This is a genomic window from Planktothrix paucivesiculata PCC 9631, assembly GCF_900009265.2.
Taxonomy (GTDB): Bacteria; Cyanobacteriota; Cyanobacteriia; order Cyanobacteriales; family Microcoleaceae; genus Planktothrix; species Planktothrix paucivesiculata.
Map to the genome: position 1 here is coordinate 436,337 of NZ_LR735018.1, position 26,923 is coordinate 463,259.

Consider the following 26,923-nt stretch of genomic DNA (forward strand, 5'->3'; position numbering starts at 1 on the left):
TTAATATAGTAAATTGAGGGGGTTAACCAACTACTCCCCATAAAAGTCAAGCCATAATAAGATATCAATAATTTAAGTTTAGTATATAAGGTTTATTGGTAAAAATGGGTATGAACACCGATTACAATCAACAGTGCTTAGAAAAGCTAATTTGGGCGATGCAAAAGCTCAATATTGATATGGATTATACAGAACTGCCTAAAATAGCAGAACTGATTGTACAAACAATGACCGGGCCTTGGCGCTATTTTCACACCCCCAATCATATTTTTGAGGTAGGGGGGGAAGATGACCCGATTGAGGTTTTAGCGGCCTTATTCCATGATGTTGTCTATGTGCAGGTGGATCAGAGTGTTAATTTTAATTTAACCTATTATATTGCTCCTTTTGTGCGACAAGTGGAGGTACATTTAGTCATCCGTGATGCTCAGGAATTACCCCAGGATCAGATCTTTGAAATGGTCAGACAAATTTTTGATTTTGTTCCCGGTCAAACCCTATCTCCGATGACGGGACAGAATGAGTTTTTAAGTGCATTAGTCGCGGGTAAAGTATTAGAAGATTTGTTATCTTTAGAATTATTAGTACAAGTAGTAGCTTGTATTGAAGCGACGATTCCCTTTAGAACCAAAACACAATTAGGAACTAATAGTGATATTTTATATAAACGCTTAAAGGATGTTTGTGAACGGTTTGATTTAAAATTAACTGATGAGGATTTAATCGAAACCATTAAACGTTCTGTGAGACTTTCTAATCGAGATGTGGGAAGTTTTGCCCATGAAAGTGCAGCAAAATTTTTAGATAATACCTGGAATTTATTACCCGAAACCAATCATTATCTCAAAAATTCTAGTTCCTATACCATTAATCAATATCGGACAGCTTTGCAAAAAATGGAAGGGTTTATGAATTTTATTAAACCCGAAATTATCTTTCATCAATTTAGAGAATATCCCGATGATATCACCTATAATAATCTAGTCTTGATGGCGAGAAAAAATATTGAGGTGGGGCGGCTTTATTTGGTGAGTAAATTATTTACAATTGCCTTTTTAGAAGCGCTATCCTTACGATTTGGGCGAGTGATTCCGGTTTCCACTTTAATGGGTGAAATGCCATCGGAAGGATTTTCTGCGGTTTCTTTAGTGGATTTTCTGCCCCCTATTCCCCACCCACACCAACCGACAACGGACTTAGAAAAACTGGTTTTAACGTTATTAGATGAGGGACGCACCCAAAGTTCATCCTATGATATTAAAAATTCACCCTTAACGACTTATATGGTCAAATGTTTAGGGTTTGATGAAATTATCCATCAACGCAACCGCGCCCAGGAATTTTTTCAAGAGAAAATTGGCCATGAAGAATTTTTGGCGGGTTTTGACACGGATGTTAAAAACGCTGTCACCGATGGAATTGTTCAATTATTTGATTCTCGGAAAGCTGCCCTTTGTCAATCTTTATAAGATGGAATTACGAATTACGAATTACGAATTACGAATGGGTAATACTTCGACTTCGCTCAGTAACAGGGTAATGGGGCTTTATTTTTTATTTATTGGGAGAAGGTTTTGAGGTGTTTTCAATCATTTTCACAATCCCAATTCCGCCAAAATAAAGCCCTAATATAGCGCCAGCTAATAAACTTTGGGTGAGGGGGTCAGTAGATGGGGTTAACACGGCCCCTAATACGGCTCCTCCTAAAATAACATATCGCCAACCGGATAACATTTGCTGGGAAGATACGATTTTTAATCCGCCTAAAATGGCTTGAATCACGGGAATTTGAAAGGCGATTCCCGTACAAAATAATAGGACTAAAACAAATTCAAAGTATTTTTCAATGGAAAAGAATTGTTCAACTACATCCGCGCCATAACTAACAAAAAAGTTCAATGCGGCTGGAATTAAGGCAATATAAGCAAAGCCTAAACCCAATAAAAATAATACACTTGAACCCAATAAAGTCGGGACTAATAAACGGCGTTCTTTTCGCGTTAATCCTGGTAAAACGAACATGGTAATTTGATATAAAATAAACGGAGTTGCGACGACTAACCCACTATAACCCGCTACTTTTAAGGAAACAAAGAAATATTCTCCGGGGGCGAGTTGAACAAATTTAATCCCCGATGCGGGACGTTGTAATAACTGCACAATCGGATTAACAAAAGCAAAGCAACCAATAATCCCAATAAAAACCGCAATGAGAGAATAAAAAATTCGTTGTCTTAATTCCTCTAAATGGTCGAAAAACCCCATCTCAACTTCATCGGGAATTTCATCCGCTTCATCTGTTGTAGTTGTAGGGACAGGAAGATAAAACTGAGGTGGGGAGATTTGGGGTTCAGAGGATAACTGATTTTCCTTTTCTTCTTCCAATTCAGTTATCGAGTCCGAAGATATCAAATTAATATTATCTACTGCGATAGATTCGGCGGAATTTCCAATTTCCTCACCTTCAATATCTGACTGCAAAGATTCAGAAACCGACTCAACCCCATCAATCACCGATGAGTTAATATCCTGAGAAATAGCATCAAGATTAGAGACAGCAGAGGGAGAGTTAGGAGAATTTTGTTCGGGATTTTCCGGTAAAACGGGGTTTAAGTTAGAGTTAGATTCCGGTGTCTCCGAATTTGAGGGAGGCGTCATAATTACCAGTAAGCGTTAAACTAGGGTTAAAAACCGCCCATTCTCAAGGGACGGGATTTTTGAAAACTCATGATCAATGTTTAGTCAACATCTATTCTACTTCAAGATTTAGACGTTAGATTAGATGGGACAACCACCAGGCGCAAATCGAGATAAAAAAAGGATTGATATTAATTCCCCCATTGTTTTGTCATCTTCAATCTTATGAAAAGAATACAACGTTATCGCCTGCTATTTTTAGATATTTTAAAGGATTTAGGTTCTGCTTTGACGAATCCTAGGATTTACAAACCCCTGGGACGAACCCTACCGATAGTTCTATTCAGTTTAGTTGTGATTGGACTTTGGGGGTCGAGTCTCGTCAATTGGGAGAAATTGTCCTTTGGTCGTCCGGTTTTGAGTGAACCCGTCCCACTTTCCCAAGAACAATTAATTCGCAGTATTAACGGCAATAATCCCATTACCACGATGGAAAAAAAATGGGAATTGGACTATGAAACCTATTTTAGTCGGAATTTAACCGATAGTAAACTTCAAGCTCCCGATATTGCCAAGATTTTAACAGAAATTAGCCAAAAAACCCAAACCCAACACGCCGTTCTCTGGGTGGTTCCCGAACCCATAGGATTAGTGTTAGCTTTAATTACCCCCGGAAAAGAACCTTTAGGTTTAATTCAACCCAATGTTAAAACCGAAACATTAAAAGCTGAAGCCATCAATTTATATCAGGAAATCACCAATCCTCGAAACTTACAAAGTCGATCTTATTTAGAATCATCTCAACGACTTTATGATCTGATTATTAAGCCCTTTGAAGCCGAATTAAAAGCCGCAAAAATTGATACAATCTTGTTTTGTTTGGGTCAGGGATTAAGAACACTCCCCCTCGCAGTTTTACATGATGGAGAACGGTTTTTAATTGAAAAATATGCCCTGACTCGAATTCCGGCTTTTAATTTGATGAATCTCGATTATGAAAGCCTAAAAGATGCTCTAGTTTTAGCCATGGGAGCCTCGGAATTTCAAGATAAAAATCCCTTACCTGCGGTTCCTTTTGAGTTATCTACAATTGTTAACTCCGATGGAATGAATGGGGTCATCTTTCCGATTGGAAATCAGGATAATTCAGGACAGTGGCCAGGACAATCTTTTCTGAATCAAAAGTTTACAGTAGATCGTTTAAGAAGTCTATTATCCTTCAGTCCCTATAGAATTATTCATCTAGCGACCCATGCGGAATTTAAACCCGGAAAACCCGGAAACTCCTATATTCAATTTTGGAATGAACAGCTAAAACTCGATCAAATGGGTCAGTTTAACTGGAAAAATCCTCAGATTGAATTATTAGTTTTAAGTGCTTGTAAAACCGCCGTTGGGGATACGGAGGCGGAATTGGGATTTGCGGGATTAGCGTTTCAGTCCGGGGTTAAAACAGCTTTAGCAAGTTTATGGTATGTTAGCGACACGGGAACTTTAGCCTTAATGACCGAGTTTTATCAACAATTAAAAACCACTGCTACTAAAGCCCAAGCCCTACAACAAACTCAAATTGAAATGTTAAAAGGAAATGTCCGTTTACAACGGGGAGAATTATTATCATCCCGGGGTGAACTTGCTTTACCACCGGAAATTGTACAACAGGGAAATGATAATCTTTCCCATCCCTATTATTGGGCGGCATTTACATTAATTGGTAGTCCTTGGTAGGATCGGAAAATATTAATTTTGCCCGAATTAGGTTAAGGTAAGTTAGGTCAATACTATCACCCTAAACTATGCCTAGAACTGTATGGATAGCCCGCCATGGCAATCGGATCGATTTTGTCAATCCCGCCTGGTTTGATACCGCCCAACGACCCTACGACCCCCATTTATCCGAGGATGGTCAAATTCAAGCCCAACAATTAGCAAATCGTTTAGTGGGGGAAGGAATTACTCAAATTATTGCTTCTCCCTTTTTAAGAACTGTACAAACCGCCCATGCAGTGGCTAAAAAATTAGATTTACCCCTCAAATTAGATTGGGGTTTAGGAGAATGGTTAAACCCAGAATGGATGAGTTGTCCCGAAACATTATCCCCAGAATTTTTAGCTAAAAAATTCCCTAAAATTGATTTATCCCATCCTCTGGGAGTTCCTAATTATCCTGAAACTTGGAAAGATTGTTTACAACGAACGGCTGAAACTTCCCAACGTTTAGTTAACAAGTTTCCCGAAGATAATTTATTATTGGTAGGACATGGTGCTTCGGTATTAGGAACAGCCATGGGATTGATTCCCACCTTACAAGAAATGGATATTAAAGCCTCCCTTTGTTGTTTAGTTAAAATTGTTAAAAATGGAGAGGAATGGAAGTTAGAACTCAATGGAGATACCTCCCATCTGACGGCATTAGAAACGGTTATTCGGTTTAATTGAAAGCGCTATTTAAAAAAGAAAGGAAATTTAATCTTCCTAATTTGAGGATGATTTTAACTTCCTTTCCCGTAATATTTTATGATGAAATTGGTTTTGTTAAATGGCTACAATCCGCATCATTCACAATTGTGGAATTAATCCGGGCGGGTTGAACTTCAACACCGTCAGGGAGGGGGCGATTTTCGGGATGGAAAACGACTTTTTTACAGACGACTTGGCTACTTCCAACGGCAGCATAATCCCAAACGTACACCACTGAGTCGGGGGAGGTGGCATTAGCAGAAGGAATCACCCAGGAACTCAGCAAAACTATTTGCAAAGCCACTAAAGCTGCAATCACAAACTTTAGCATAACTTACTCTTGGTTGATAAATTGATGACTATTGTTAGTATACCCAATATTACCCAGGGATCAAACAATCGAGCAATTTTTTAACCCCATGGGTAATCGCGCCATTTAAAATTATATCAAGAAGCCGCTTTTTCTGTTTTTGGAGGTGCGATCACTTGTCCATTAATTTCCTGTAAATAGAATCCGCCCACGGTGAGCAAAAACAGAAAATAACTGACAACTTGAACCAAATATAATTGATCGCGATAGCCAAATAAGGCTTTTAAAACAATCCCAGGAAATTGTTTATCGGGTAAAAATCCTTGGGAATTTAATACCAAATTTCCTAATAAACAGGATGCCGGTTGAGTCAGACATAATCTTGTATATTCAGGATTAATTTGAGCTAATATTCCCACTCCTGCATCCAAATGTTTGAGAACTGAAATTACCAACCCGGCTACAATTAATAACAGAAAAATCCCCATAAATTGAAAAAACAATCGAATATTAATTTTCACTCCCCACTTAAACAGCAATATTCCCAAACCCGCAGCTACTAATAAGCCTAAAACCGCCCCAATAGCAGGCGTAATTCCCTGTTCAAAAGTAGCTAAGATAAACACAACGGTTTCCAGACCTTCCCGTAAAACCGCAATAAAAATTAAGCCGAAAATTCCCCATCCGGCTGCCGTTTTATTTTGATTAATAGCCGCTTTAACTGCCCCTTCCACTTCCGATTTTAAGGATTTAGATTGTTGGGTCATCCAAATTAACATCCAACTTAACATGGCGATCGCAAATAATCCAATTCCCGCCTCCAAAAATTCCCCAAAAACCGGGGCGTAGGGATGTTCAGAAGTTCCTATTCCTTGAATTAACCAGCCGAATAAAACACCAAAAATAGCACTGGCAATTATCCCCGCGCCCACTCCAGAAAACACCCAAGGATTCAGATCACTTTGTTCGGCTTTTTTCAAACAAGCTAGAACAATTCCCACGACTAAAGCCGCTTCAAACCCTTCTCTTAAAGTAATAAAAAACGTAGGCAATGCTTCTGTTATATTCATAAAAATTGTATGCTGAGTTAATTTATTTTTTGTGAATGGGCTGGAATTAACCAGCCTGAAAATTATCGGAAATTAACTAAAATCTCGTAACATTTTCTTGATTTCAATATTGTGTAATTCCTCTTGACCAATCATTGTGCGAGAATATTCTTCTAAATAAATACTCGCATTTTCCACCACTTCTAGCAAATCTTTATACAATTCTAAAGCCTTACGTTCATGAGCTAGACTTTCTTGTAAAAGATCCCTGACCGAATGCTGATAACTTTCTTCAATCGGCGCTATTTTCTGGCTAGGATGTCCTTCTAAACCCGTGAGAATTTCTCCCGCTTGTTGAGCATGAAGTAAAGATTCCGTAGCTTGAGCTTTAAAAAACTGTACAATGGGCAAACGATTCGGCCCAGTTACCATCAAAGAATAATGGGTGTAACGCACCACCCCGGCTAACTCGAATTCCATAATCGTGTTTAGCAATTCAATCGCTTTTGGTAGATTCAGATCTCTCATACTTTGTCTTTAACCTAAAACATACTTTACTTATTATGACAATAGTTTATCCTCTTGGGAATAATCAGTTAAAATTTTTATCTGTATCCATCAGAAATTCTGAATATTTATATTAGATTTAATCCCCCCCTAGGGGATTGCAAATTTACCGAAAAACTTGTTTTCTATAGAAGTAAGGATTTTATTGACCCAATTTTAAATGAAAAAACAACAAATTAGTCTAATCAGTTTAATCATAGCCTCTCTGATGGGCTGTTCTCAACCTGAAACTCCCCAAGTTCAGAATACTCCAAATATAGCACAAACCGGGGAAATTGGAACAGTAAAATTTCAAGCTAATGGAAAAGATTTTGTAAGAAAAGGATTAGTTTCTAAGGACGGCTGGACGATCAAATTTGATCATGTTTATGTCAACTTTGTTGATGCCATGGCTTATCAAGCTGATCCGCCTTATAATGCAGAAACAGGAACTCAACCCAATGCTAAAACCAGTATTAGTTTAGTGGTGAAAAAAATCGTGGATTTAGCAGAAGGAGATGACACAGCACAGCCAATTATTGTGAATGAAGTTCCGGCTCCTGCGGGAAAGTATAATGCGATTTCATGGAATCTCAGAAAGGGAATAGAAGGAGCCATAGCTGATCAAGTTATGGTTATAGAAGGGGTAGCAACTAAAGGAGATAAAGAAGTACCTTTTGTTCTCAAATTTGATCGGGAAATGCAGTTTATTTGTGGCGATTATGTCGGAGAAGAACCCAAGGGTATTTTGCAACCTGGGGGAACCACAAATTTAGAAGCAACCTTCCATTTTGATTATTTATTTGGAGATGAAAATAAAAATGCTACGGAAAAACTCAATAGCAATGCTTTAGGTTTTGAACCCCTAGCAGCCATGGCTGAAAATGGACAATTAGTGGCAGATTTATCGACCCTTAAACAAAAATTATCCGAGGCTGATTATCAAAAATTAATTGAAATTTTATCCAATATTGCTCAGGTTGGAGAAGGTGATTGTAAAGCAGTAACCTCCAATCCCTAAAGCTTGTTAATTGAATATATCCAAAAAAAGATGAGTGAAGGGGAATTTATTTCCCTTCAGAGTTACCATAAGAATCAATTCAGGGGCTCGCTTCCTGATAATTTTTCTGTCAAATAGTCTAATTCTGGCAAAAACCTGTTCTATCTAGCTTAAAATCGATTGGTACTGCATATTTTTTTAAACAAGGAGACGAAAAATGCAAGAACCTACGAAGATCACAGACACATCCATACCTACCGAGGCAAAAATAGAGGTAACTGTGGAAACAGGCGGTGCTATCACCTCCCCTTCAACCAATGCCCAGTTTGAGGAAATTAAAGAAAAAGTTGTAGTCGTCTTATCCGAACTTCCGGGTTACATCTCCAGTTTTTTTGGCTCCTACCAAAAACCGATTATTACCATCGTTCTGATTTTATCCGCCCTTGTGACTCTAAAAGTGTTGTTTGCGGTAATCGATGCTCTGAATGATGTTCCCCTTTTAGCTCCCACCTTTGAGTTAATTGGTATGGGATATACCGCTTGGTTTGTCTACCGCTACCTGCTCAAAGCCTCAACCCGTCAAGAATTAGTTCAAGAATTCAAATCCTACAAAGAACAAGTTACAGGCGACTAACTTTAAGATAGGGACAGGAGACAGACGACCGGGGACAAAAAGACCGGGGACAAAAGACGGGGGACAAAAAACCGAGGACAAAAAACCAAAGTTAATAATTTCTCCCCTACCTCCCCTGCTCCCCCTGCTCCCCCTGCTCCCCCTGCTCCCCCTACTCCCCTATTTCTTCTTCCCCTTAGCTCCATTTCCGTCTATAGAAGACTCTGTAGGAATAGCAAGATCATCTAGTTTTCCTTTACCCGTGGGGAGTTCCAGACAATATCCTGCACCATAGACTGTTTTAATATATTGGGGATGACGGGGATCGGGTTCCATCTTTGTGCGTAAATGGCGAATATGAACTCGGATCGTCTCAATATCATCATTGGGATCATAACCCCAAACTTCTTTTAAAATTTCACTGGGCGCAACGGTTTGGCCATGACGTTGCAGCAAGCAATGTAAGAGTTCAAATTCTAAGTGGGTTAACTTAACAGTAGTGTCAAACCAAATCGCCTCAAACCTTTCAGGAACCAAAGTTAAAGCCCCATAGCTGAGAATTTCGCTATGTTTAGCCGCCTGGGGAATTCGATCCGTTCTTCGCAACAGCGCCCTCACCCTAGCCAGCATTTCCTCTAATTCAAAAGGTTTAGTTAAATAATCATCCGCCCCCGAATTAAACCCTTCAACTTTATGTTGGGTTTGTCCCAAAGCAGTTAACATCAATACAGGAATATCTGACGTGCGTTCATCCCGGCGTAAACGTTGGCAAATGGTAAACCCATCCACTTTAGGTAACATCAAATCTAAAATAATTAAATCTGGCAACAATTGCATCGCCAGAGCCTGTCCTTTAATCCCATCTTCTGCTTGACTGACTTCATAACCAGCCATTTCTAGGTTTATGGCTACCAGTTCCGAAATTGCGGGGTCATCATCTATGACTAATATCCGGGGCATCATTTAATCTGGTGATTTGGGCATAATCAGCGATCAGTTATCAGTAAACAGTAAAGATCAAATATAAATCTCTACTTTTAACTCTTAAATTTTCAACTTTTAACTGATAACTAAAACGGCGCAATGTATTATAGCATTTTTAAGTTTTTTTTGCAACAATTCTTGAAGTCGGAATAAATTATTTCACAGATTCATTCCCAGGCATGAATCGATCTTCAGAAATTGTAAAAATAAGTAACAAACAAAAATCAAAATTACCAACTTTCGGGGTATGATTAGCCTAAAGGACTGTATCAGCATATACCCAGTTCTTTCCACCAAAAAGGAGTAATAGACTCATGGCCGTTGAAAAAGTGAACTCATCCTCCAGTCTGGCTGAAGTAATTGATCGGATTTTAGATAAGGGCATTGTGATTGACGCTTGGGTGCGGGTTTCCCTCGTCGGAATCGAACTTTTATCCATAGAAGCCAGAATCGTGATTGCTTCTGTTGAAACCTATCTCAAGTACGCAGAAGCCGTTGGTTTAACCGCCCAGGCGGCTGTTCCTTCGGTCTAAACTTGACAGAATAGGCAACGGGTATGGAGCAGAAAAAGCACAATGACTCAGGTAAGTCATTGCTGCTGGGTGTAATGTTTTACCGATTGATGGTCAGGGTGTAAGTATAATCAACGGAATTAAAAGCCCATACCCAATGCACACTAATACACAACCCACCGACACGAGGGTTTTAAAAAAATTATGGCCTTAAAAGACGAGTGGCAACGGTCGCGCCTCGGACGCCAACAGGTCGTTCAAGAACGTCAACAGCACGTTCAAACCACCCTGTCCCTTTGGCAACAAGAGCGCCAAAATCAAGCCTTAGATGATCAAGAATCTCGACAGGGGTTTGTCGCGAGTTTACAACAACAAACCCAAGATTTATTGGCGAACATCAGCACCGAACGTCTCTGGGTTGCCCAGGAACAACGAGAACAACTGGAAAACTTTATCGGCCAGTTGTCCCAAGAAGTGGGCGAGTTTTTGCAACAAACCACGGAAGAACGCTCACAGGTCGCCACCCAACTGCATCAGCAATTATCCGAATTTCGAGAAGATCTGGAATATCAGGTTACAGACTTGTTAGCCAATTATCAGCAACAGCGCCTAGAAGCCCGGGAATCCTTACTTGAGAACTTAGCTATTTTTCGCCAAACCCTCTCTCGGGAAGTAGAAGACTATTTAGTAGAGTTAGATCTTTTGCACCAGGAAATGGCTGCACAATTGCAACAACAACTCCAACAGAGTCGGACGGAACGACAAGACGCTGTTCAAACCTTATTTGAAGATTTAGGGCTATTTCGTGCAGAACTGCAAGATTATCACCTGAAACTTCAACAAACTGTTTGGGGCAATTCCCATCGACAACCCCGAAAATCTGTCACCCCACCCCGATCTATTTCTCCCAAAAAACCCGTCGTTTCTCATAAAACAGCCCCTTCGTCTAAGCCTCCTTTAAAACCCAAAACTCCTGCGAAACCCCAGGCTATCCCCCATTTAATTAAACCTCAACCCATCGTTACCCCCTCTCCTGCTCAACCAGCTACCCCGGAGCAACGGGTTTACCAGTATATCCAAACCCATCAAAACGGGGCTCGGTTAGCCGAAATTGAGCAAGCTCTGAGCATTAATCGGGTACAAACCGTGGATGCAATTCGGGTATTATTACAACAGGGACAGATTACTCAACGCGATCGCGTTTATATTCCCGCGAAAAAACCCTAGGGTTGAGGGTTTCTCCCCCATGGATAGTTCCCTGCTATAAGATTAAATTAAACCTGCCGTCCATCCCTAACTCGGCAGTATTTTAGCTGAATAACGCCATTAAAAATATGACTACCGTGCTTCAAGCTCGTCCTAAAGGCTTTGTTAATACGCCAGCCATTGAACAACTTACTGTTAGAGCTTTGAGGTATCTTCAGAGTGGCTTTTCTCTGCATTTAAGGGGGCCCGCCGGAACCGGAAAAACCACCCTGGCGATGCACTTAGCCGATTTATTAAACCGTCCCATTGTCTTAATTTTTGGCGATGATGAGCTCAAATCCTCCGATTTAATTGGCAACCAACTGGGCTATACTCGGAAGAAAGTCGTTGATAATTTTATTCATAGTGTTGTTAAATTAGAAGATGAATTACGACAAAATTGGATTGATTCTCGTCTGACCTTAGCGTGTAAAGAAGGCTTTACCCTGGTTTATGATGAGTTTAACCGTTCCCGTCCCGAAGTTAATAACGTTTTACTGTCTGCCTTAGAAGAAAAATTATTAGTGCTGCCTCCCAATAATAGTCGTTCAGAATATATTCGAGTCAATCCCCATTTTAGAGCAATTTTCACCTCCAACCCCGAGGAATATTGTGGGGTTTATGGAACTCAAGATGCGTTATTAGATCGGTTAATTACGATTGATATGCCCGAACCTGACGACGCAACCCAGCAGGAAATTTTAATTCAAAAAATCGGAATTTCTCCCGAAGATGCCCAAAGCATTATTAAAATAGTCAAAATTTATTTAGAAATAACTACCCAAAAAAAAGAAATTAAACCCGTTCAAAATGGTAAAGCTGCCCGACCCCATATTGACAAAGCCTCGGGATTAAGACCCGGATTGATTATTGCAAAAATCTGTCATGAACATGATATTTCTATCGAGGAAAATAATCACGACTTTATCGAAGTTTGTGCCGATATCTTATTATCGCGTACCGCCCTATCCCTAACAGAAGCTCAAAATAAATTAGAAAAAGTGATCAAAACCGTATTAACCGATGGTGACACATCAACTAACAGTTTTTTGCCATCCTCAGAAACGGGATTAACTGAAAATAATCACTTAGAGATTGAAGAACAAGTTTATCAATACTTACAGAAAACCACCAGCGCCAGGGTTTCAGAAATTGAAGTGGCGTTAGGATTAAATCGAGTCCAAACCACTAATATATTGAGATCTTTGTTAAAACAAGGACATCTGAAACAGCAGGATAATCGTTTCTTTGCGGTGCACAAACAAGGAGAATTAATTCAACCATGAACTCACAGCAACGTCCCTCAAATATACAACGGGGTGTTCCCACATCGACCCAAGGATCGAGTTTAGCGGATATTTTAGAACGGGTTTTAGACAAGGGAATTGTCATCGCCGGAGATATTTCCGTTTCCGTGGGTTCCACCGAACTCCTGAATATTAGAATTCGTTTGTTAATTGCTTCTGTCGATAAAGCTAGGGAAATTGGGATTAATTGGTGGGAAAGTGATCCCTATTTAAGTAGTCAAACCAAAATTTTAACCGAGAGTAATCAACAATTATTAGAACAGGTTAAATTATTACAGGAGGAAGTCAAAGTCTTAAAAGAATTATTACCCCAAGAAAACCAAGCCAACCATTAATATTCAATTAGATGAATTTATCATCCCCATTGTAGGGGCGGGTTCTGTAAAAATTTCTGATTCCCACAAAACATCCTGATAAACCCGCCCAACTCTCACCATGAATATTCAATTAATTGGGGATTTGGCGATAGGATCGGGGCGGGTTTAGGTAAATTATTTATGGATATCAAAAATTAACTTGAACCCTCCCCTACAGACCTTTTATTCATTCATAGTTTTATAAGTAGAAACAGCAGAAGGAGAACTGCGGTTGAGATAACGGAAAATCCAATATTTAAACACCGCATCTAAAATAACTGGAAAGGTCGCAATAAACAAAAAGTTAAATTCTCGATTTTCAGGAAGTCCAAAATGTCGGGCGGTACTTTCTAAAATCACTTCCCAACCGTGGGGAGAGTGAAACCCGACGAACATATCCGTAGACAAAATAATAATAAAAGCTTTCGCACTATCACTGAGCCCATAAATTAAATCCCCCATAAATGATTTGAGAGTCTCTACCTCGCTGCGGTTGTAAACTAAAATACCAGCGAACATCAAAACCGAGATAATATCCGCGAAAACATTCTTAATAGCACCACCACTATCTCCCTTATATTCTTCCGCTATTTCTTGGGCTTTTTCCTTAAGTTTTTCATCTAATTCCTCTGAAGTCAAAGGAGGAGCTTTACTAATTAAAGCCTTGAATCTAAGACGTTCTTCATATTGTTTTAATTCAATAAAGGCTTCCTCCTCCATATCAACATTAATAAAAATAGGTGTTTGTTCTTTATTTGTAAATACCCGATCAACAATCGGCCCAACCACAAAATTTTTAGCTAATTGTTGAGTGAGTAAAGGAATTAAAATCAACAATAGAATAAATCGGACAGACTCTAAGGTTCTTTTTTGAGTTTGTTTATAACTCTCAATAATTTCCGACTCCGATCCAGGTCTGAGTTCCTGTTTAATTCGACTTAAAGTTCTCAATAAAGAACGGGGTAAAACCCGAGTTGAACTCTTATTTTTGAAACCCATTTTTGTCTTTTTTTTAGAAATAGGAGGAGGGTTATTATTCAAAAAATTCTTGTTTTCAGAGCCATGATTCAGGGTTGAATTTCGAGGATTTTCAGTCGCGGTTGATGATAGAGAGTTTTCGAGAGAATAGGTGGAGGAATTGACAGAAAAATCTGGCGATTGATAACGGCTAACTACCGCATCAATATAATCGAGTTTTTCACAAATAGCAGAAACTATTTTCGGGTGAGGTAATGATCCATTAGAGGTAACTTTTTGTTCTAACTCCAGGTTAATCCCAGAGGAGGGATTGATTTGTTCCGACCATCCCAAAACTGAACGGCTGGCATTAAATACTATTAAGCGAGTCTGAATAATTTTGAGATATTTTTTTAGTTCAGAATTAAAATAAGAAAGAGCGCGATCGCTATATTCAGGATGGGATTCTGGGGATATTTTCTCACCTTGGAAATGCTCATTCTCAAGAGAACGAATCTTTAAGGCAGCATCATACGCTTGATCCAAAGCTCGTTCCGGTGTACCACGAAACCATTGATTAGCATTACCAAATAACTGTTGAAATAGACTGGAATCAGCAGCGGCCATGGTTTAGACCTCTTAAGAATAATCAGAGTGAGTATGAATTAAAGACGTTCTTGGGGAACATCGGTACAATGTACGAGGTATCTTAACAAATTTTAGACCGATTGCCGTGCTCTCTCCTGCTATCTGGATTACCGGAAGTTCCCAAAGTGGCAAAACCACTCGCCTGATCGAATTATTTTGTGAGTGGACACCCTTACTGGGAACCCTTCCCCACCCCCCCCAACCTCAACCCAGGTTAAATCCTGAGTCCGTCGGCACTACGACCTTAATTTTTGCCGCCAATGGCGATAACCGCATCGCCCTGGTTAATCGTTTAACCACCACTCCCGAGGGACAATACGCCTTTTACTCCACAACCCCTTTAGGGTTTTTTCAAGATGAAGTGATGCTGTTTTGGCCCCTGTTAGTCGAAAAATTAGGGTTAAAAGCCCAATTTCCCCTAGGTTTACGCCCCGAAACCGAACAGGAACTTGCCCTAGGGCTTTGGAGTCGAGATTTGGAAATCAGTAACCTCAGACGTCCAGGGGTCAGCCTTAACCGAATGGTGCGGCAAATTCTGGATATTCTGCAACTAGCGGCCCTGAGCCTTACCCCCATAGAAGCCATTCCCCAGATTTTAGAAAAGGGATTTCTCCCCACGGGCGACATCGAAACCCCCTACAACCAGATCGGAGAGTGGCTGCAACAATGGCGGGACTGGTGCTTAGAGCGGGGGTTACTCACCTATGGGATTATTGCCGATCTCTATGGTCAACACCTGCTGCATCATCCCACCTATCAAAAACACCTACTGCGTCGATATCCGGTAGTTTTAGCTGACGACGTGGACGAATATCCCATCCTGGCCCGTCACTTGTTTGAATTCTTTCTGGAGCAGGGAAAAATGGCTGCATTTACCTACAATCCTAATGGGTCTGTACGTTTGGGGTTAGGGGCCGACCCGATGGCTTTCTTGGATTTAGAAAAGCGATGTCATACCGAAACCTTAGACCGACCCAGGGGTTTAGGAAAACACCTGGCCCAACCGATTTTAGATTTGGTGCTTGAGAATGCCATTGCTTTTCCCGACTCCCTCTTGTTTTCCCCTCATATTCAATCGATTCAAACCGTATCGCGGGCTGATTTGCTCCGCCAAACCGCCGAACAGATTATCGCCGGGGTTAAAACTGGTCAGGTAAGGCCCGATGAAATTGCCCTGATTGGCCCTGGTTTAGATGCGATCGCCCGTTATACCCTTCGAGAACTCCTCAACCATGCCGGAATCCCCGTTGAGTCGATGCAAGAACAACGCCCCCTAATCAGTTCGCCCCTGGTGCGAGGGTTATTAACCCTAATGGCACTGGTCTATCCGGGCAATGGTCATCTAGTTCATCGAGATGCGATCGCCGAAATGCTCGTAACACTGAGTCGTTACACCCATCACACCCCAGACAACACCCAAAACCAACAGTCAATTATTTCTCCCTCTGCCTCCCCTGCTCCCCCTGCCTCCCCTACCCCCCCTCCCTCCATCGACCCCGTACGCGCTGGGTTATTAGCCGATCATTGTTTTGTTCCTGACTTAGAGAATCCTAGGTTACTGACCGTGAATGCTTTTCCCCGTTGGGATCGGTTAGGGTGTCAGGCGACGGTCGCCTATAACCGGATTTTGAACTGGCTGGAAGTTCAACGGGAAGACTATCAAAACCAGTTATTAGCCAGTCCGGCGGTGTTGTTAGATCGAGGGATTCAGCATTTTTTTATGGGTAATGGCACGGGTCAAACCCTGGGATATAGCATCTTGAGAAACGACCAACTATCGGCACTGCGGGAGTTGATGGAAACCGCACTCCACTATTGGCAGGTGCAGAATCGTTTACAGATGCCAACCGATGGGATCATCTGCGAACAAGTAGGCCAGTTTATTCAGTTATTGCGAAAGGGGGTGATTTCTGCTAACCCTTATCCGGTATCTAGTTTAGGGATTAAACCTGCGGCGGTGACTTTGGGGACAATTTTTCAGTATCGGGCCAGTCGAGCTTCCCATCCTTGGCACTTTTGGCTGGATGTGGGATCTCCCTTGTGGTTGAGTGGAGGAGCGAGTATTCTGTGGGGAGCGCCTCTGTTTCTCCAGGAACAACCGGAGTATCCGGGGACAGAAGCAAATACAAGGTCGGCTGATCTACAACGATTGCACCGTATTATTGTAGATTTATTAAGTCGGGTGAGCGATCGCTTAATTCTCTGTCACAGTGATTTGGCGGTCAATGGTCAAGAACAATTTGGCCCCCTTTTACCTCTCGTTCACGTAGTCAGCCCTTGAGGGCGATCTTCAAACCCAGATTAAAACCCAGAAACCATCAGATAATATAGGAAATAGTTTTAACCAAACTTTCATATCATTGTCTGTAAAAAAATACATAAAGAAGGTTTAATTAACTTATAAAAAATTAAATCAAGGACTTAAAATCAATACTAATGATATTAAAAACAAAGCAAGTTATTGTTATTTTTAATATCAGAAAATTAATCTGATTAATTTCCAGTGATAGATGTTAATATCATCGGCTATTCTGGGAATACTATAGATTAATCCTTGGTCTGGGTGTCGAACGTTGATTTGATCGTGTGGGTTCATTCATGAGGAAACTAAAAAATGACAAGTTCAGTAATTAATACCGTTAGGGCAAGAGTAATTAATACTCAGGACATTCTATTAATATTTCCCACGGAATCTGGTCTGTTTCAAAGCTTCGGTGGTCTAGTGGGGGAAACCCTTCCTGGCGCTAACGGAGAAGTCATTTTTGTGCCTCAAAATTCCCCAGCACCAACACCCACAACGGCAGTCCCAACCACGCCTCCCACTCCCACGACGGAGGCCCCAACCACGCCTCCCGCACCCACAACAGAAGCCCCAACCACACCCCCTCCTCCAACTCCTTCAGACAATGGAGGCACAAGTTCTGCTCCGATTGCTAATAATGACTTTTTTCAAACTAATTTAGGACAAGCTACATTTTTTAATGTCCTAGAAAACGATATTATTATTGGTGGAAATGGCACCAGTATTACCGTTAATCAATTTGGTTCGACAGCAAACGGAACCTTAGTATTTAATGGGGCAGGAATTTTTACTTACACTCCCGACCCCCAATTCTTTGGGACAGATAGTTTTAGTTATACTGTCACAAATGGAACTGCCCCGGCTCAAGTTTTTATTCAAGTGTTGGCGGGGAATCAACCGATTATTATTGAAGGCATTGGTAAAGGAACAGAAACCAGCGACTATATTACAGGTTCCTCTGGCAATGATGTGATCAATGGTTTAGCCGGAAACGATACTATCTTTGGTTTAGCAGGAAATGACGAACTGCGAGGGGATGAGGACAATGATACCCTCTACGGCAACGAAGGCAATGATACCCTCACCGGAGGTGAAGGGAACGAAGAACTCAATGGGGGTAAAGATAATGATATCCTCGATGCCAGTGCTGGAGACGATACCGGATTTGGACAACTGGGTAATGATACCGTTATTGGCAATATAGGCAACGATAGCCTTTATGGAGGCCAAGGCGCAGATAGTGTTAGGGGCGGCGAAGGCAATGATCTTGTTTTTGGCGATAAAGGCAGTGATGTTCTTTGGGGCGATGCCGGGAATGATACCGTCTATGGTGGTGGAGAAGAAGACCTAATTTTTGGTAATGACGGCGCCGATAACCTCTATGGAAACCAAGGAAACGATACGATTTTTGGTGGTATTGGCAACGATGTAGTATTTGGGGGCGAAGGAGATGACCAACTTTCCGGGGAAACCGGGGACGATTTTCTCTTTGGCGGTCTGGGTCTCGATACCCTAACCGGAGGGTCAGGAAATGACACCTTTGTGATGACCTCAGAAAGTGGCGGTGCGAATTTAGAAGATGCTCAAGTTGTTAATGATTTTGAATTGGGCGATCGCATTGGTTTAGCTGGCGGTTTACAATTTAGTGACTTATCTATTAGTCAAAGTGCCCAAAATGCGGGCGATACTATTATTAGAAACGGTAGTGCTGGAGATTATATTGCAGTTCTAATTGGTGTGGATAGTAACACCATCACGGCCGATAGTTTTACTCCCATTTCCGGTACGATCATTCCAATTCCCACCCCAACACCGACAACTCCCACACCCACAACTCCACCCACACCAACAACACCAACACCGACAACTCCCACACCGACAACTCCACCCACACCAACAACACCAACACCGACAACTCCACCCACACCAACAACACCCGAACCCCCCACACCAACACCGACAACTCCACCCACACCAACCACCCCACCAACACCCACGACTCCACCTTTACAGCCACCCATTGCCCAAAATGACACCGTAAAAAGGACTCCCGATGGTTCGGTGACATTTAACGTACTGACAAATGATACTGACCCCCAAGGAAGTCAACTGACGTTAGTTAGTGTGGGGACAATCGCTAATGGGAGTGCATCGATTACGGCTGGCGGAAATATTACCTTCATACCTAACCCGGGTTTTACCGGGCCAGAAACCTTTAGCTATACCATTCAAAACAGTTATGGCTTAACGTCCACAGCCCAAATTATCATTGCTGTTAATGTTCCGCCAACCTTATTAGTCAATAATGGGATTATTGTTTTACTTAATGATCAAAAAAATATTACTGCCGCCAATCTGTTTGCGGTAGACCCGGATAATCCCCCCAATCAAATCTTTTACCGCGTTACCCAAGAACCCAACTTAGGGAATTTACAAATTGTCGGATCTACACCCCAACGAATTAATACCGGGGGCGCTTTTACTCAACAAAATATTGATACAGGTTCGATTCAGTTTAATGCTCGTAACGTATCAGGAGGAGATCAATTCCTGTTTCTCCTAACTGATAATATTGGGACGACGGCTCAAAGTTCTTTTAGTATCACTATTGTAGATGATATTATCACTGGTACGGATGGGGATGATCTGATTATTGGCAGTGGTTTAAGTGAAAATATCCGAGGATTTGCCGGAAATGATGTCCTCGCCGGTGCGGGCAACCGAGATATTATTGAAGGGGGAACGGGAAATGATTCCCTCGATGGGGGAGAAGGAAATGATGTCCTGCAAGGAGAAGAAGGAGATGATACGCTCCTCGGTCAAGTCGGCAATGATTCCCTATTTGGGGGTCAAGGAAACGATTCTCTCGATGGCGGTGCAGGTCGCAATACCTTGTTAGGAGAAGATGGAAATGATACCTTAGTTGCTGGAGACGATAGTAATTTACTTTCAGGTGGTAATAATGATGACATCCTGATTAGTGGCATTGGCAATGACACCCTGTTAGGGGGAAGTGGCAATGATTCTCTAACCGGGAATGCCGGAGATGATTCCCTCTATGGGGAAGATGGAGAAGACCTAATTTTTGCTGGAGTCGGTCGAGACCTAGTTCTCGGTGGCCCGGGGAACGATAGCATCGATGCGGCCGAAAATAATGACACCGTATTTGGTGGAACGGGGAATGATTCTATTATTAGCGGTGATGGGGACGATATCGTAAATAGTGGCGACGGTGCCGATACACTCTTAGCCGGGATTGGAGATGATTCTGTCTTTGGCGGTGCTGGAAATGACTCGATTGTGGCTGATCTTGGGGACGATAGTATTTTTGCTGGCGATGGTTTAGATACGGTATTTGGAGGAATTGGCAATGATTTAGTCTTTGGAGATGAGGGCAACGATACCCTGTTTGGGGGTGAAGATGATGATACCTTAGCCGGGGGCGGCGGTGCGGATAGTTTAATTGGAAATGTGGGGAATAATTCCTACTATTATTTAGCTCCGACAGAAGGTGTTGATGTGATCACCGAATTTAATATTAATGGTGATGATCGATTCCTATTTAGTTCTTTAGGTTTCCCCGGTTTTACCACCGCAGAAGGAACCGTTGTTCCCCTACAGGGCATTATTATTTCTAACCTGGGTTCGGAAGGGGATGATATTAGTAATAAACAGGTGATCATTTTCCAAGATACCTTTGATAATGTTCAAGCGGTGAATGCCGCCTTGAAAAATCAAAAAGGATCGGTTGATGGTGCAGCCTTCTTTGTTTATCGCAATAACTTGAGTTATTCAGCTTTTCCGGGTGCTTATGTTGTAGGCTATGATCCGAATTTAAGTGATGATAGTTTACCTGCTTTTGATTTAGGGATTCTACCCTCTATTGACCCACAGACTAATAATATTAGTACCCTAATCGGGCCTAGTGATTTTGTGATTATCTAAGGATTATGTAGTAAGTCCTTCAGCGTCGTCTGAAGATAGCCCTAAAGGGCTTACTACACATTGAATATTCGATATCCCTATTCCCAGCAAAGGATTCTGAATTATGACCAGTTCTGTTATCAATACAACTCCGGCAAATTTAGCGTTAAGAGTTTTACCGAGTAATGACCTGTACAATACAGGAAGTTCAGTCTTAATTTTTGCCACATCAATTCCAGGAAGATTTGAAACTTTTCCCGCAGATGTTCAGTCTTTCGTTCCCCTTTCTAATGGCATTGGAACTACTTTACCTGGGGCGACAGGGGGAGTGATCTTTGTACCTAGGGAACCGATTTTAGAAGCAATATCGATTGAAACTAATACACCTATTTATTTAGCTGAAACCGAAACTGGTCAATTTCAAAGTTTAAATGGTGAAATCACCGGAGATGTTCAAACCGGGCCGGCCGGAAGTTTTATTTTTACTCCCGATGGATTTAGCCCGGAAACCCCGGCACCGACGGCAACTCCCAGTCCTACGGATGCCCCTAGTCCCACGGAAACCCCCAGTCCTACCGCTACCCCCAGTCCCACCGCTACCCCTAGTCCTACGGATGCTCCTAGTCCCACGGAAACCCCCAGTCCCACAGCTACTCCTAGTCCCGAACCCCAAGCCCGACCGATTCAAATTCAAGGGGCAGGGACAGGAACAGAATCAGATGACACCATTATTGGTAGTGGTCAAAATGATACGATTGCTGGATTAGAAGGGAACGATACCATCTTTGGATTAGGAGGGAATGACCTCCTGCAAGGCGATGCTGGACAGGATCAAATTAATGGGAATGAAGGCAATGATGCCATTGTCGGAGGGTCAGAGGATGATTGTCTGCGGGGAGGACAAGGAGATGATTTAATCTTCGGAGACGCCGGGAATGATCTGGCTTTTGGGGATAGGGATAATGATACCTTGAATGGTGGCGCTGGGGCCGACACAATGTATGGCGGCCAGGGTAATGATAGTATTCGAGGCGGGGGAGACGATGACCTCCTCTATGGCGACAAAGGCAATGATATGGTATCGGGTGATACTGGAAACGATACGGTCTTTGGTGCAGACGGAGACGATATTTTATATGGTAATTCCGGTCAGGACTTCCTGAATGGAGGGGCTGGAAATGATCAACTTTTTGGCGGCGGAGATGATGATAGTTTAGTGGGCGGTCAAGGAGTTGATATTCTCTATGGAGATTTAGGAAATGATACCCTTTCGGGCGGTGATGATAATGATCAACTATTTGGGAATGCCGGGGATGATGTTCTGAATGGCGATGATGGAGCCGATAGTTTATATGGCGGTGCGGGGGAAGATATCCTCAATGCTGGAAAAGGTCGAGATTTCCTCTCCGGTGATGCTGGGAATGATTTATTAGCCGGGGAAGCCGGGGTAGATACCCTGACCGGAGGTACGGGAGATGATATTTTTGTTCTCGGTTATGTGATTACTCAAGCACCTAATGGTGGTAGTTTTATTACGGGAACTACAGGCGGTACTAGCGTTGATTTAGCAGATATTGTTACGGATTTTACGACCAACGACAAGATTGGGCTATCTGGAGGACTGACATTTCAAGATCTGGAAATTGCCCAAGGTCAAGCCTCTAATGCCAGTAATACCATTATCAGAGATAAGAATACAGGCGAATTTTTGGCGGTGTTACAGGGGGTTAGTGCCAGTGTCTTAACAGAAGATAGTTTTGTTCTTGACCCCACTGTTCCCCTTCCCCCCACACCAGAACCCACACCTACACCGGAACCCACACCCACACCAGAACCCACACCAGAACCCACACCGGAACCCACACCTACACCGGAACCCACACCCACGCCACCAACTACAACTCCACCAACCACAACTCCACCAACCACAACTCCACCAACCACAACTCCACCAACTACAACTCCACCAACCACAACTCCACCAACCACAACTCCACCAACCACAACTCCGCCAACTAGCTCACCAACTACACCGCCGCCACCACCGCCACCAATTCCCTCTCAACCCACTCGTCCCCCGGTGGAACCGCCGACTCCGGCAATTTTAGCGATGGAGAATGACACAGTATCGGGTTTACAGAATACTCTGTTAGATATTCCCGATAGTACCATCATCGTTAATGATACCGGAGTTGGGCTGCTCACCATCACCGGAATTACGGAACCTGCCAATGGGAAAGCCAGCTTAAATCGAAATGCAAGATCAATTACTTATATTCCTGATAAAAACTTTTCCGGTTTTGATATTTTTGAATATCAGATCCGAGATGATAACGGAGCAACAGGAACGGCAACGGTTACGGTGAATGTGGTATCGGTTAATGAACCTCCGATTTTGGATCTCAGCAGTTCTCAACCCGGGAATAATTACAGCACGGTTTTTGTTGAAGGGACAACTCCTATTGCCATTACTGGAAGTGTCAGTATTATTGATGCGGATGATACGGAACTGACATCTGCTACTATTACTTTAACCAATATTCCCGATGGTGGAATAGAAGGTTTATCTATCCTGGGAACCCTGCCCAGTGGGATTACGGCTGGAGCCTATGACCCAGCAACCGGAATTATTCTCCTAACTGGAACTGCCCCAATTGCCAGTTATGAAACCGCACTTTCTCAAGTGGTTTATAGCAATAGTTCCCAAAATCCCAATCCTCAAAATCGGGTCATTAATGTTGTTGTTAGCGATCGCCAAGATGATAGTAATATTCCGACTAGCACGATTACAGTTGATGCGGTTAATGATCCTCCTGTAAATACGGTTCCCGGGTCGCAAGCCGCCAACGGCAACGAACCCATTATATTTAGTCAAGCGGACGGTAATCAAATTTCTATTAGTGATCCTGATGCTGGCGTTAATCCCGTACAGGTTACTTTAACAGCTAGTACCGGAACCTTGACTTTAGGTACAACACCGAATAATGTAACAATTTCTGGGGATGGAACCACAACTATTACCTTAGTTGGTCGAATTGATAATATAAATACAGCCCTGGATGGTTTAACCTTTACCCCACCCCCAGCCTTTACCACCTCAGCAACCCTGCAAGTGGTAACAACCGATCAAGGAAATACCGGTAGTGGTGGCCCGCAACAAACGGCGAGTACAATTGCGATTAATCAACCCAACCTGCCACCAAATGCAGTAAATGACAGTGTAGTGGGAACACAAAACGTACTCTTGACGATCGCCTCCTCAACTCTACTGGCTAATGATACCGATCCCGATAATGATCCCTTAACCATTACTCAAGTAAGCGATCCGATTAATGGGACAGTGACTCTGAATAATAGTAATGTTCTATTTACTCCTGCCGCTAATCATACTGGGCCAGCGAGTTTCCTCTATACTATTAGTGATGGGAATGGGGGAACCAGCAGCGCCACGGTGGATGTGACGGTTAATCCCAATAAACCCCCAACCCTAGACTTAGATGGTAGTCAAGCGGGAAATAATACTCAAGCAACCTTTGAGCAAAGACAGCCGGCCGTTGCGATCGCCAATGCCGCTAATATTGTGATTACCGATCCTGACAATACCACCGCCGAGTCCTCTACTATTACCTTAACTAACCCCTTGAATGGCAGTTCAGAAAGTTTAGCGGTTAACGGTGTGTTACCTGCGGGGATTACCGCCAGTAGTTATAACAGCACCACGGGGGTTCTAACTCTAACCGGGAATGCTGCGATCAGTGCTTATCAAACCGCGATCGGACAAATTATCTATAACAATACGGCTAATTCTCCCAATACCGCTACCCGCACAGTGGAGGTGAAGGTAAATGACGGAACCAACAATAGTAATACAGCCGCCAGCACGATTACGGTAATTGCTCTGAATCAGCCTCCGGTGGCGGTTCCCGACGGCCCAATTTTTGCTAACAATAGCATCCAATTCCCGATTTCTCCCCTAGATAATGATACTGACCTCGATGGAGATATTCTGACTTTGACCTCGGTGGATAATCCGCCCACCGCCCAAGGTTTAGTAACTCAAGGGGGTTCATTAGTTCAGTACACCCGTTTAGGAACTGCGACGGGGTTGGATAGTTTCAACTACAGTATGAGTGATGGTCAGGGAGGTACCAGTAGTTCCACCATTACCATTAACCTTTTACCCGTTGCCGATGATAACCCAAACTCAGTAACCGGAGGTAGTTTTGGCGATAATCTCAATGGTCTGGGCGGAAATGATACCCTAAGTGGTTTGGATGGGAAGGATTCCCTCCGAGGAGATGCAGGGAATGATTTACTCCTGGGGGGAAGTGGAACCGACTTGTTACAGGGCGGAATTGGAGACGATATCCTCAACGGGGGTTTAGCCGCCGATAGCATGACGGGAAATGCCGGAAATGACCAATTCCGTTATGATAGCGCTGATGACGGCGGCGGGTCTGGGTTTAATGCCAGTTCTAATACTGAGATTAAATCCCGAATTGGGAGTAATTTATATGATACAATTACTGACTTTGAAGGGTTGGGGGCTCCGGTTGGAGATCGAATTAGTTTTGCTACAACGGTCATTGCCTCTTTTGTGAGTATTGGAACAGCCGTACAAACTAATATTACTGCGGATGTGATTCCCGGTACAAATCCCGGTCTATTTGCCTTTAATGATGGTAGTAGCACTTACCTGATTTACGATGGAAATGGGGATAATATCACGGGAAATGATTCCCGAATTTTAGCTAAATTAGACAATGTTAATGGAGTTACAACCCTTGATGTGAATGATTTTGCTGGAATTGCTGGACTGAATCGTTCTCCGATTGTTCCCGGGAATACAACCGTTAATATTAATGAAGATGTGATCACTAATTTAGGGATTGTACCTCCGATTGATCCCGATAATGATCCGTTAATTATTACGGTTAATAGTATTCCCGATATTAATAAGGGTATCGTCAGAATTACGGGTCAAACTAACTCGATTATTATTGGTCAAACCTTAACCAGCGCTGAAATTAGTCAGGTAGAATTTGTTCCTAAACCCAATATTAGCGGGGCGGCGGGGGTCTTCCTTTATAGTGTTAGTGATGGTCAAAATCCGGCGGTGAGTCAAACTATAACTATTAGTATCACGGAGATTAATGATCTTCCGATCGCGGTTAATGATGGCCCAATTTTTACGAACAATAGTATTCAATTCGCTATTTCTCCCCTAGATAATGATAGTGACCCCGATGGCGGGGTTCTCACCTTGACCTCGGTGGATAGTCCACCTACCGCCCAGGGGTTAGTAACTCGAGGGGGTTCCTTAGTTCAGTACACCCGTTTGGGAACTGCGACCGGGCCAGATACTTTCAACTATATTATTAGTGATGGTCAAGGGGGAACGGCTACGGCTAATATTACAATTGACCTCTTACCCGTTGCTGATAATAACCCCAACTCCTTCACCGGAGGTGGTTTTAGCGATAACCTCAATGGTCTGGGTGGCAATGATACCCTAAGCGGTTTGGATGGCAATGATACCCTGCGAGGAGATGCTGGGAATGATAGTTTATCGGGAGGAAGTGGAAACGATCTGTTACAGGGCGGAACTGGAAACGATACACTTCAGGGCGGTTTAGGACGGGATAGCTTAAGTGGTAGTCTTGGAGAAAAAGACCTGTTTATTTATACGGACTCCCTAGATGGGGGTGGTATCGGATTTAATGCGGTGGGAACAGGAATTAATGCTCAAATTGGTAGTGGTTTCTATGATTCTATTAACAATTTTGAGGGTTTCGGTCAGGTTGGAGGCGATCAAATTGGTTTATCTACCAGTTTAATTGCGGGTACTACTAATATTCTGCTGACGGTACAAACCAATCTTTCAACAAATGTTCTATCGGGAAATAGCCCAGGTCTATTTGCCTTTGATAGTGGTAAGGATACCTACTTAATTTATGATGGCAATGGCAATAATTTAACCGGGAATGATTCTCGAATTCTGGCTAAGTTAGAAGGAGTTACGGGTGTAACAACCCTAAATCCTGATGATGTAATCCTGTTCTAATATGATCTCC

The 26,923-nt window shown here is 42.5% G+C and carries 18 protein-coding genes; 12 read left to right on the top strand and 6 right to left on the bottom strand.

What is annotated here, in order from left to right; genetic code table 11:
- Window positions 1-104: 104 nt before the first annotated feature.
- Window positions 105-1,469 (top strand): hypothetical protein, encoded by a 1,365-nt coding sequence (locus tag PL9631_RS16125; protein ID WP_083621850.1) that lies wholly within the window; start codon window positions 105-107, stop codon window positions 1,467-1,469.
- 85 nt (window positions 1,470-1,554) lie between these two features.
- Here PL9631_RS16125 and tatC read toward each other — a convergent pair whose 3' ends face one another.
- A complete protein-coding gene (gene tatC / locus PL9631_RS26190) occupies window positions 1,555-2,265 on the bottom strand; it encodes a twin-arginine translocase subunit TatC (protein ID WP_156090601.1) in 711 nt (236 codons plus the stop codon).
- A gap of 597 nt (window positions 2,266-2,862) precedes the next feature.
- Between tatC and PL9631_RS16135 the strand changes: the two genes are divergently transcribed.
- Window positions 2,863-4,365: a CHAT domain-containing protein gene (locus PL9631_RS16135; RefSeq protein ID WP_083621854.1), complete on the top strand. Its 1,503-nt coding sequence runs from the start codon at window positions 2,863-2,865 to the stop codon at window positions 4,363-4,365.
- Between the two features lie 68 nt (window positions 4,366-4,433).
- Window positions 4,434-5,075, top strand: coding sequence for a histidine phosphatase family protein (locus PL9631_RS16140; RefSeq protein WP_083621856.1), 642 nt, complete (start codon window positions 4,434-4,436; stop codon window positions 5,073-5,075).
- Between the two features lie 76 nt (window positions 5,076-5,151).
- On the opposite strand, the gene PL9631_RS16145 is transcribed toward PL9631_RS16140, so the two are convergent.
- The 3 genes from PL9631_RS16145 to PL9631_RS16155 form a co-directional block, all read right to left on the bottom strand.
- Window positions 5,152-5,427: a hypothetical protein gene (locus PL9631_RS16145; protein WP_083621858.1), complete on the bottom strand. Its 276-nt coding sequence runs from the start codon at window positions 5,425-5,427 to the stop codon at window positions 5,152-5,154.
- Between the two features lie 116 nt (window positions 5,428-5,543).
- Window positions 5,544-6,476 (bottom strand): FTR1 family iron permease, encoded by a 933-nt coding sequence (locus tag PL9631_RS16150; protein ID WP_083621860.1) that lies wholly within the window; start codon window positions 6,474-6,476, stop codon window positions 5,544-5,546.
- 72 nt (window positions 6,477-6,548) lie between these two features.
- On the bottom strand, window positions 6,549-6,983 hold the full coding sequence (locus PL9631_RS16155; RefSeq protein ID WP_083621862.1) for a ferritin-like domain-containing protein: 435 nt from the start codon (window positions 6,981-6,983) through the stop codon (window positions 6,549-6,551).
- 199 nt (window positions 6,984-7,182) lie between these two features.
- On the opposite strand from PL9631_RS16155, the gene PL9631_RS16160 reads away from it, so the two are divergent.
- Complete coding sequence (locus tag PL9631_RS16160) at window positions 7,183-8,022, top strand: DUF4382 domain-containing protein (protein ID WP_083621863.1); 840 nt, start codon at window positions 7,183-7,185, stop codon at window positions 8,020-8,022.
- 196 nt (window positions 8,023-8,218) lie between these two features.
- On the top strand, window positions 8,219-8,635 hold the full coding sequence (locus PL9631_RS16165) for a CAAD domain-containing protein (protein ID WP_083621865.1): 417 nt from the start codon (window positions 8,219-8,221) through the stop codon (window positions 8,633-8,635).
- A 159-nt stretch (window positions 8,636-8,794) separates the two neighbouring features.
- Here PL9631_RS16165 and PL9631_RS16170 read toward each other — a convergent pair whose 3' ends face one another.
- Complete coding sequence (locus PL9631_RS16170) at window positions 8,795-9,574, bottom strand: response regulator transcription factor (protein WP_083621868.1); 780 nt, start codon at window positions 9,572-9,574, stop codon at window positions 8,795-8,797.
- 338 nt (window positions 9,575-9,912) lie between these two features.
- On the opposite strand from PL9631_RS16170, the gene gvpA reads away from it, so the two are divergent.
- The 4 genes from gvpA to PL9631_RS16190 all read left to right on the top strand — a co-directional run bounded on the left by gvpA (window position 9,913) and on the right by PL9631_RS16190 (window position 12,997).
- The gene (gene gvpA, locus PL9631_RS16175; RefSeq protein WP_026789190.1) at window positions 9,913-10,131 is read left to right on the top strand and encodes a gas vesicle structural protein GvpA; all 219 of its coding nucleotides are present in this window, start codon (window positions 9,913-9,915) and stop codon (window positions 10,129-10,131) included.
- Window positions 10,132-10,314: 183 nt separating this feature from the next.
- Window positions 10,315-11,337 (top strand): gas vesicle protein GvpC, encoded by a 1,023-nt coding sequence (gene gvpC / locus PL9631_RS16180; RefSeq protein ID WP_083621870.1) that lies wholly within the window; start codon window positions 10,315-10,317, stop codon window positions 11,335-11,337.
- 107 nt (window positions 11,338-11,444) lie between these two features.
- Window positions 11,445-12,641 (top strand): gas vesicle protein GvpN, encoded by a 1,197-nt coding sequence (gene gvpN / locus PL9631_RS16185; protein ID WP_083621872.1) that lies wholly within the window; start codon window positions 11,445-11,447, stop codon window positions 12,639-12,641.
- Window positions 12,638-12,997: a gas vesicle protein gene (locus PL9631_RS16190; RefSeq protein WP_083621874.1), complete on the top strand. Its 360-nt coding sequence runs from the start codon at window positions 12,638-12,640 to the stop codon at window positions 12,995-12,997. Before gvpN ends, PL9631_RS16190 begins: the two co-directional genes overlap by 4 nt.
- A gap of 204 nt (window positions 12,998-13,201) precedes the next feature.
- Here PL9631_RS16190 and PL9631_RS16195 read toward each other — a convergent pair whose 3' ends face one another.
- Complete coding sequence (locus PL9631_RS16195) at window positions 13,202-14,602, bottom strand: proton extrusion protein PcxA (protein WP_083621875.1); 1,401 nt, start codon at window positions 14,600-14,602, stop codon at window positions 13,202-13,204.
- Window positions 14,603-14,708: 106 nt separating this feature from the next.
- Here PL9631_RS16195 and PL9631_RS16200 point away from each other — a divergent pair, with 106 nt between their 5' ends.
- From PL9631_RS16200 to PL9631_RS16210, 3 genes are all read left to right on the top strand, one after another.
- Complete coding sequence (locus tag PL9631_RS16200) at window positions 14,709-16,904, top strand: PD-(D/E)XK nuclease family protein (RefSeq protein WP_331281269.1); 2,196 nt, start codon at window positions 14,709-14,711, stop codon at window positions 16,902-16,904.
- Window positions 16,905-17,237: 333 nt separating this feature from the next.
- Window positions 17,238-20,870, top strand: coding sequence for an Ig-like domain-containing protein (locus PL9631_RS16205; RefSeq protein ID WP_083621879.1), 3,633 nt, complete (start codon window positions 17,238-17,240; stop codon window positions 20,868-20,870).
- Between the two features lie 103 nt (window positions 20,871-20,973).
- A complete protein-coding gene (locus PL9631_RS16210; RefSeq protein ID WP_156090588.1) occupies window positions 20,974-26,913 on the top strand; it encodes a tandem-95 repeat protein in 5,940 nt (1,979 codons plus the stop codon).
- The last annotated feature ends 10 nt before the right edge of the window (window positions 26,914-26,923 follow it).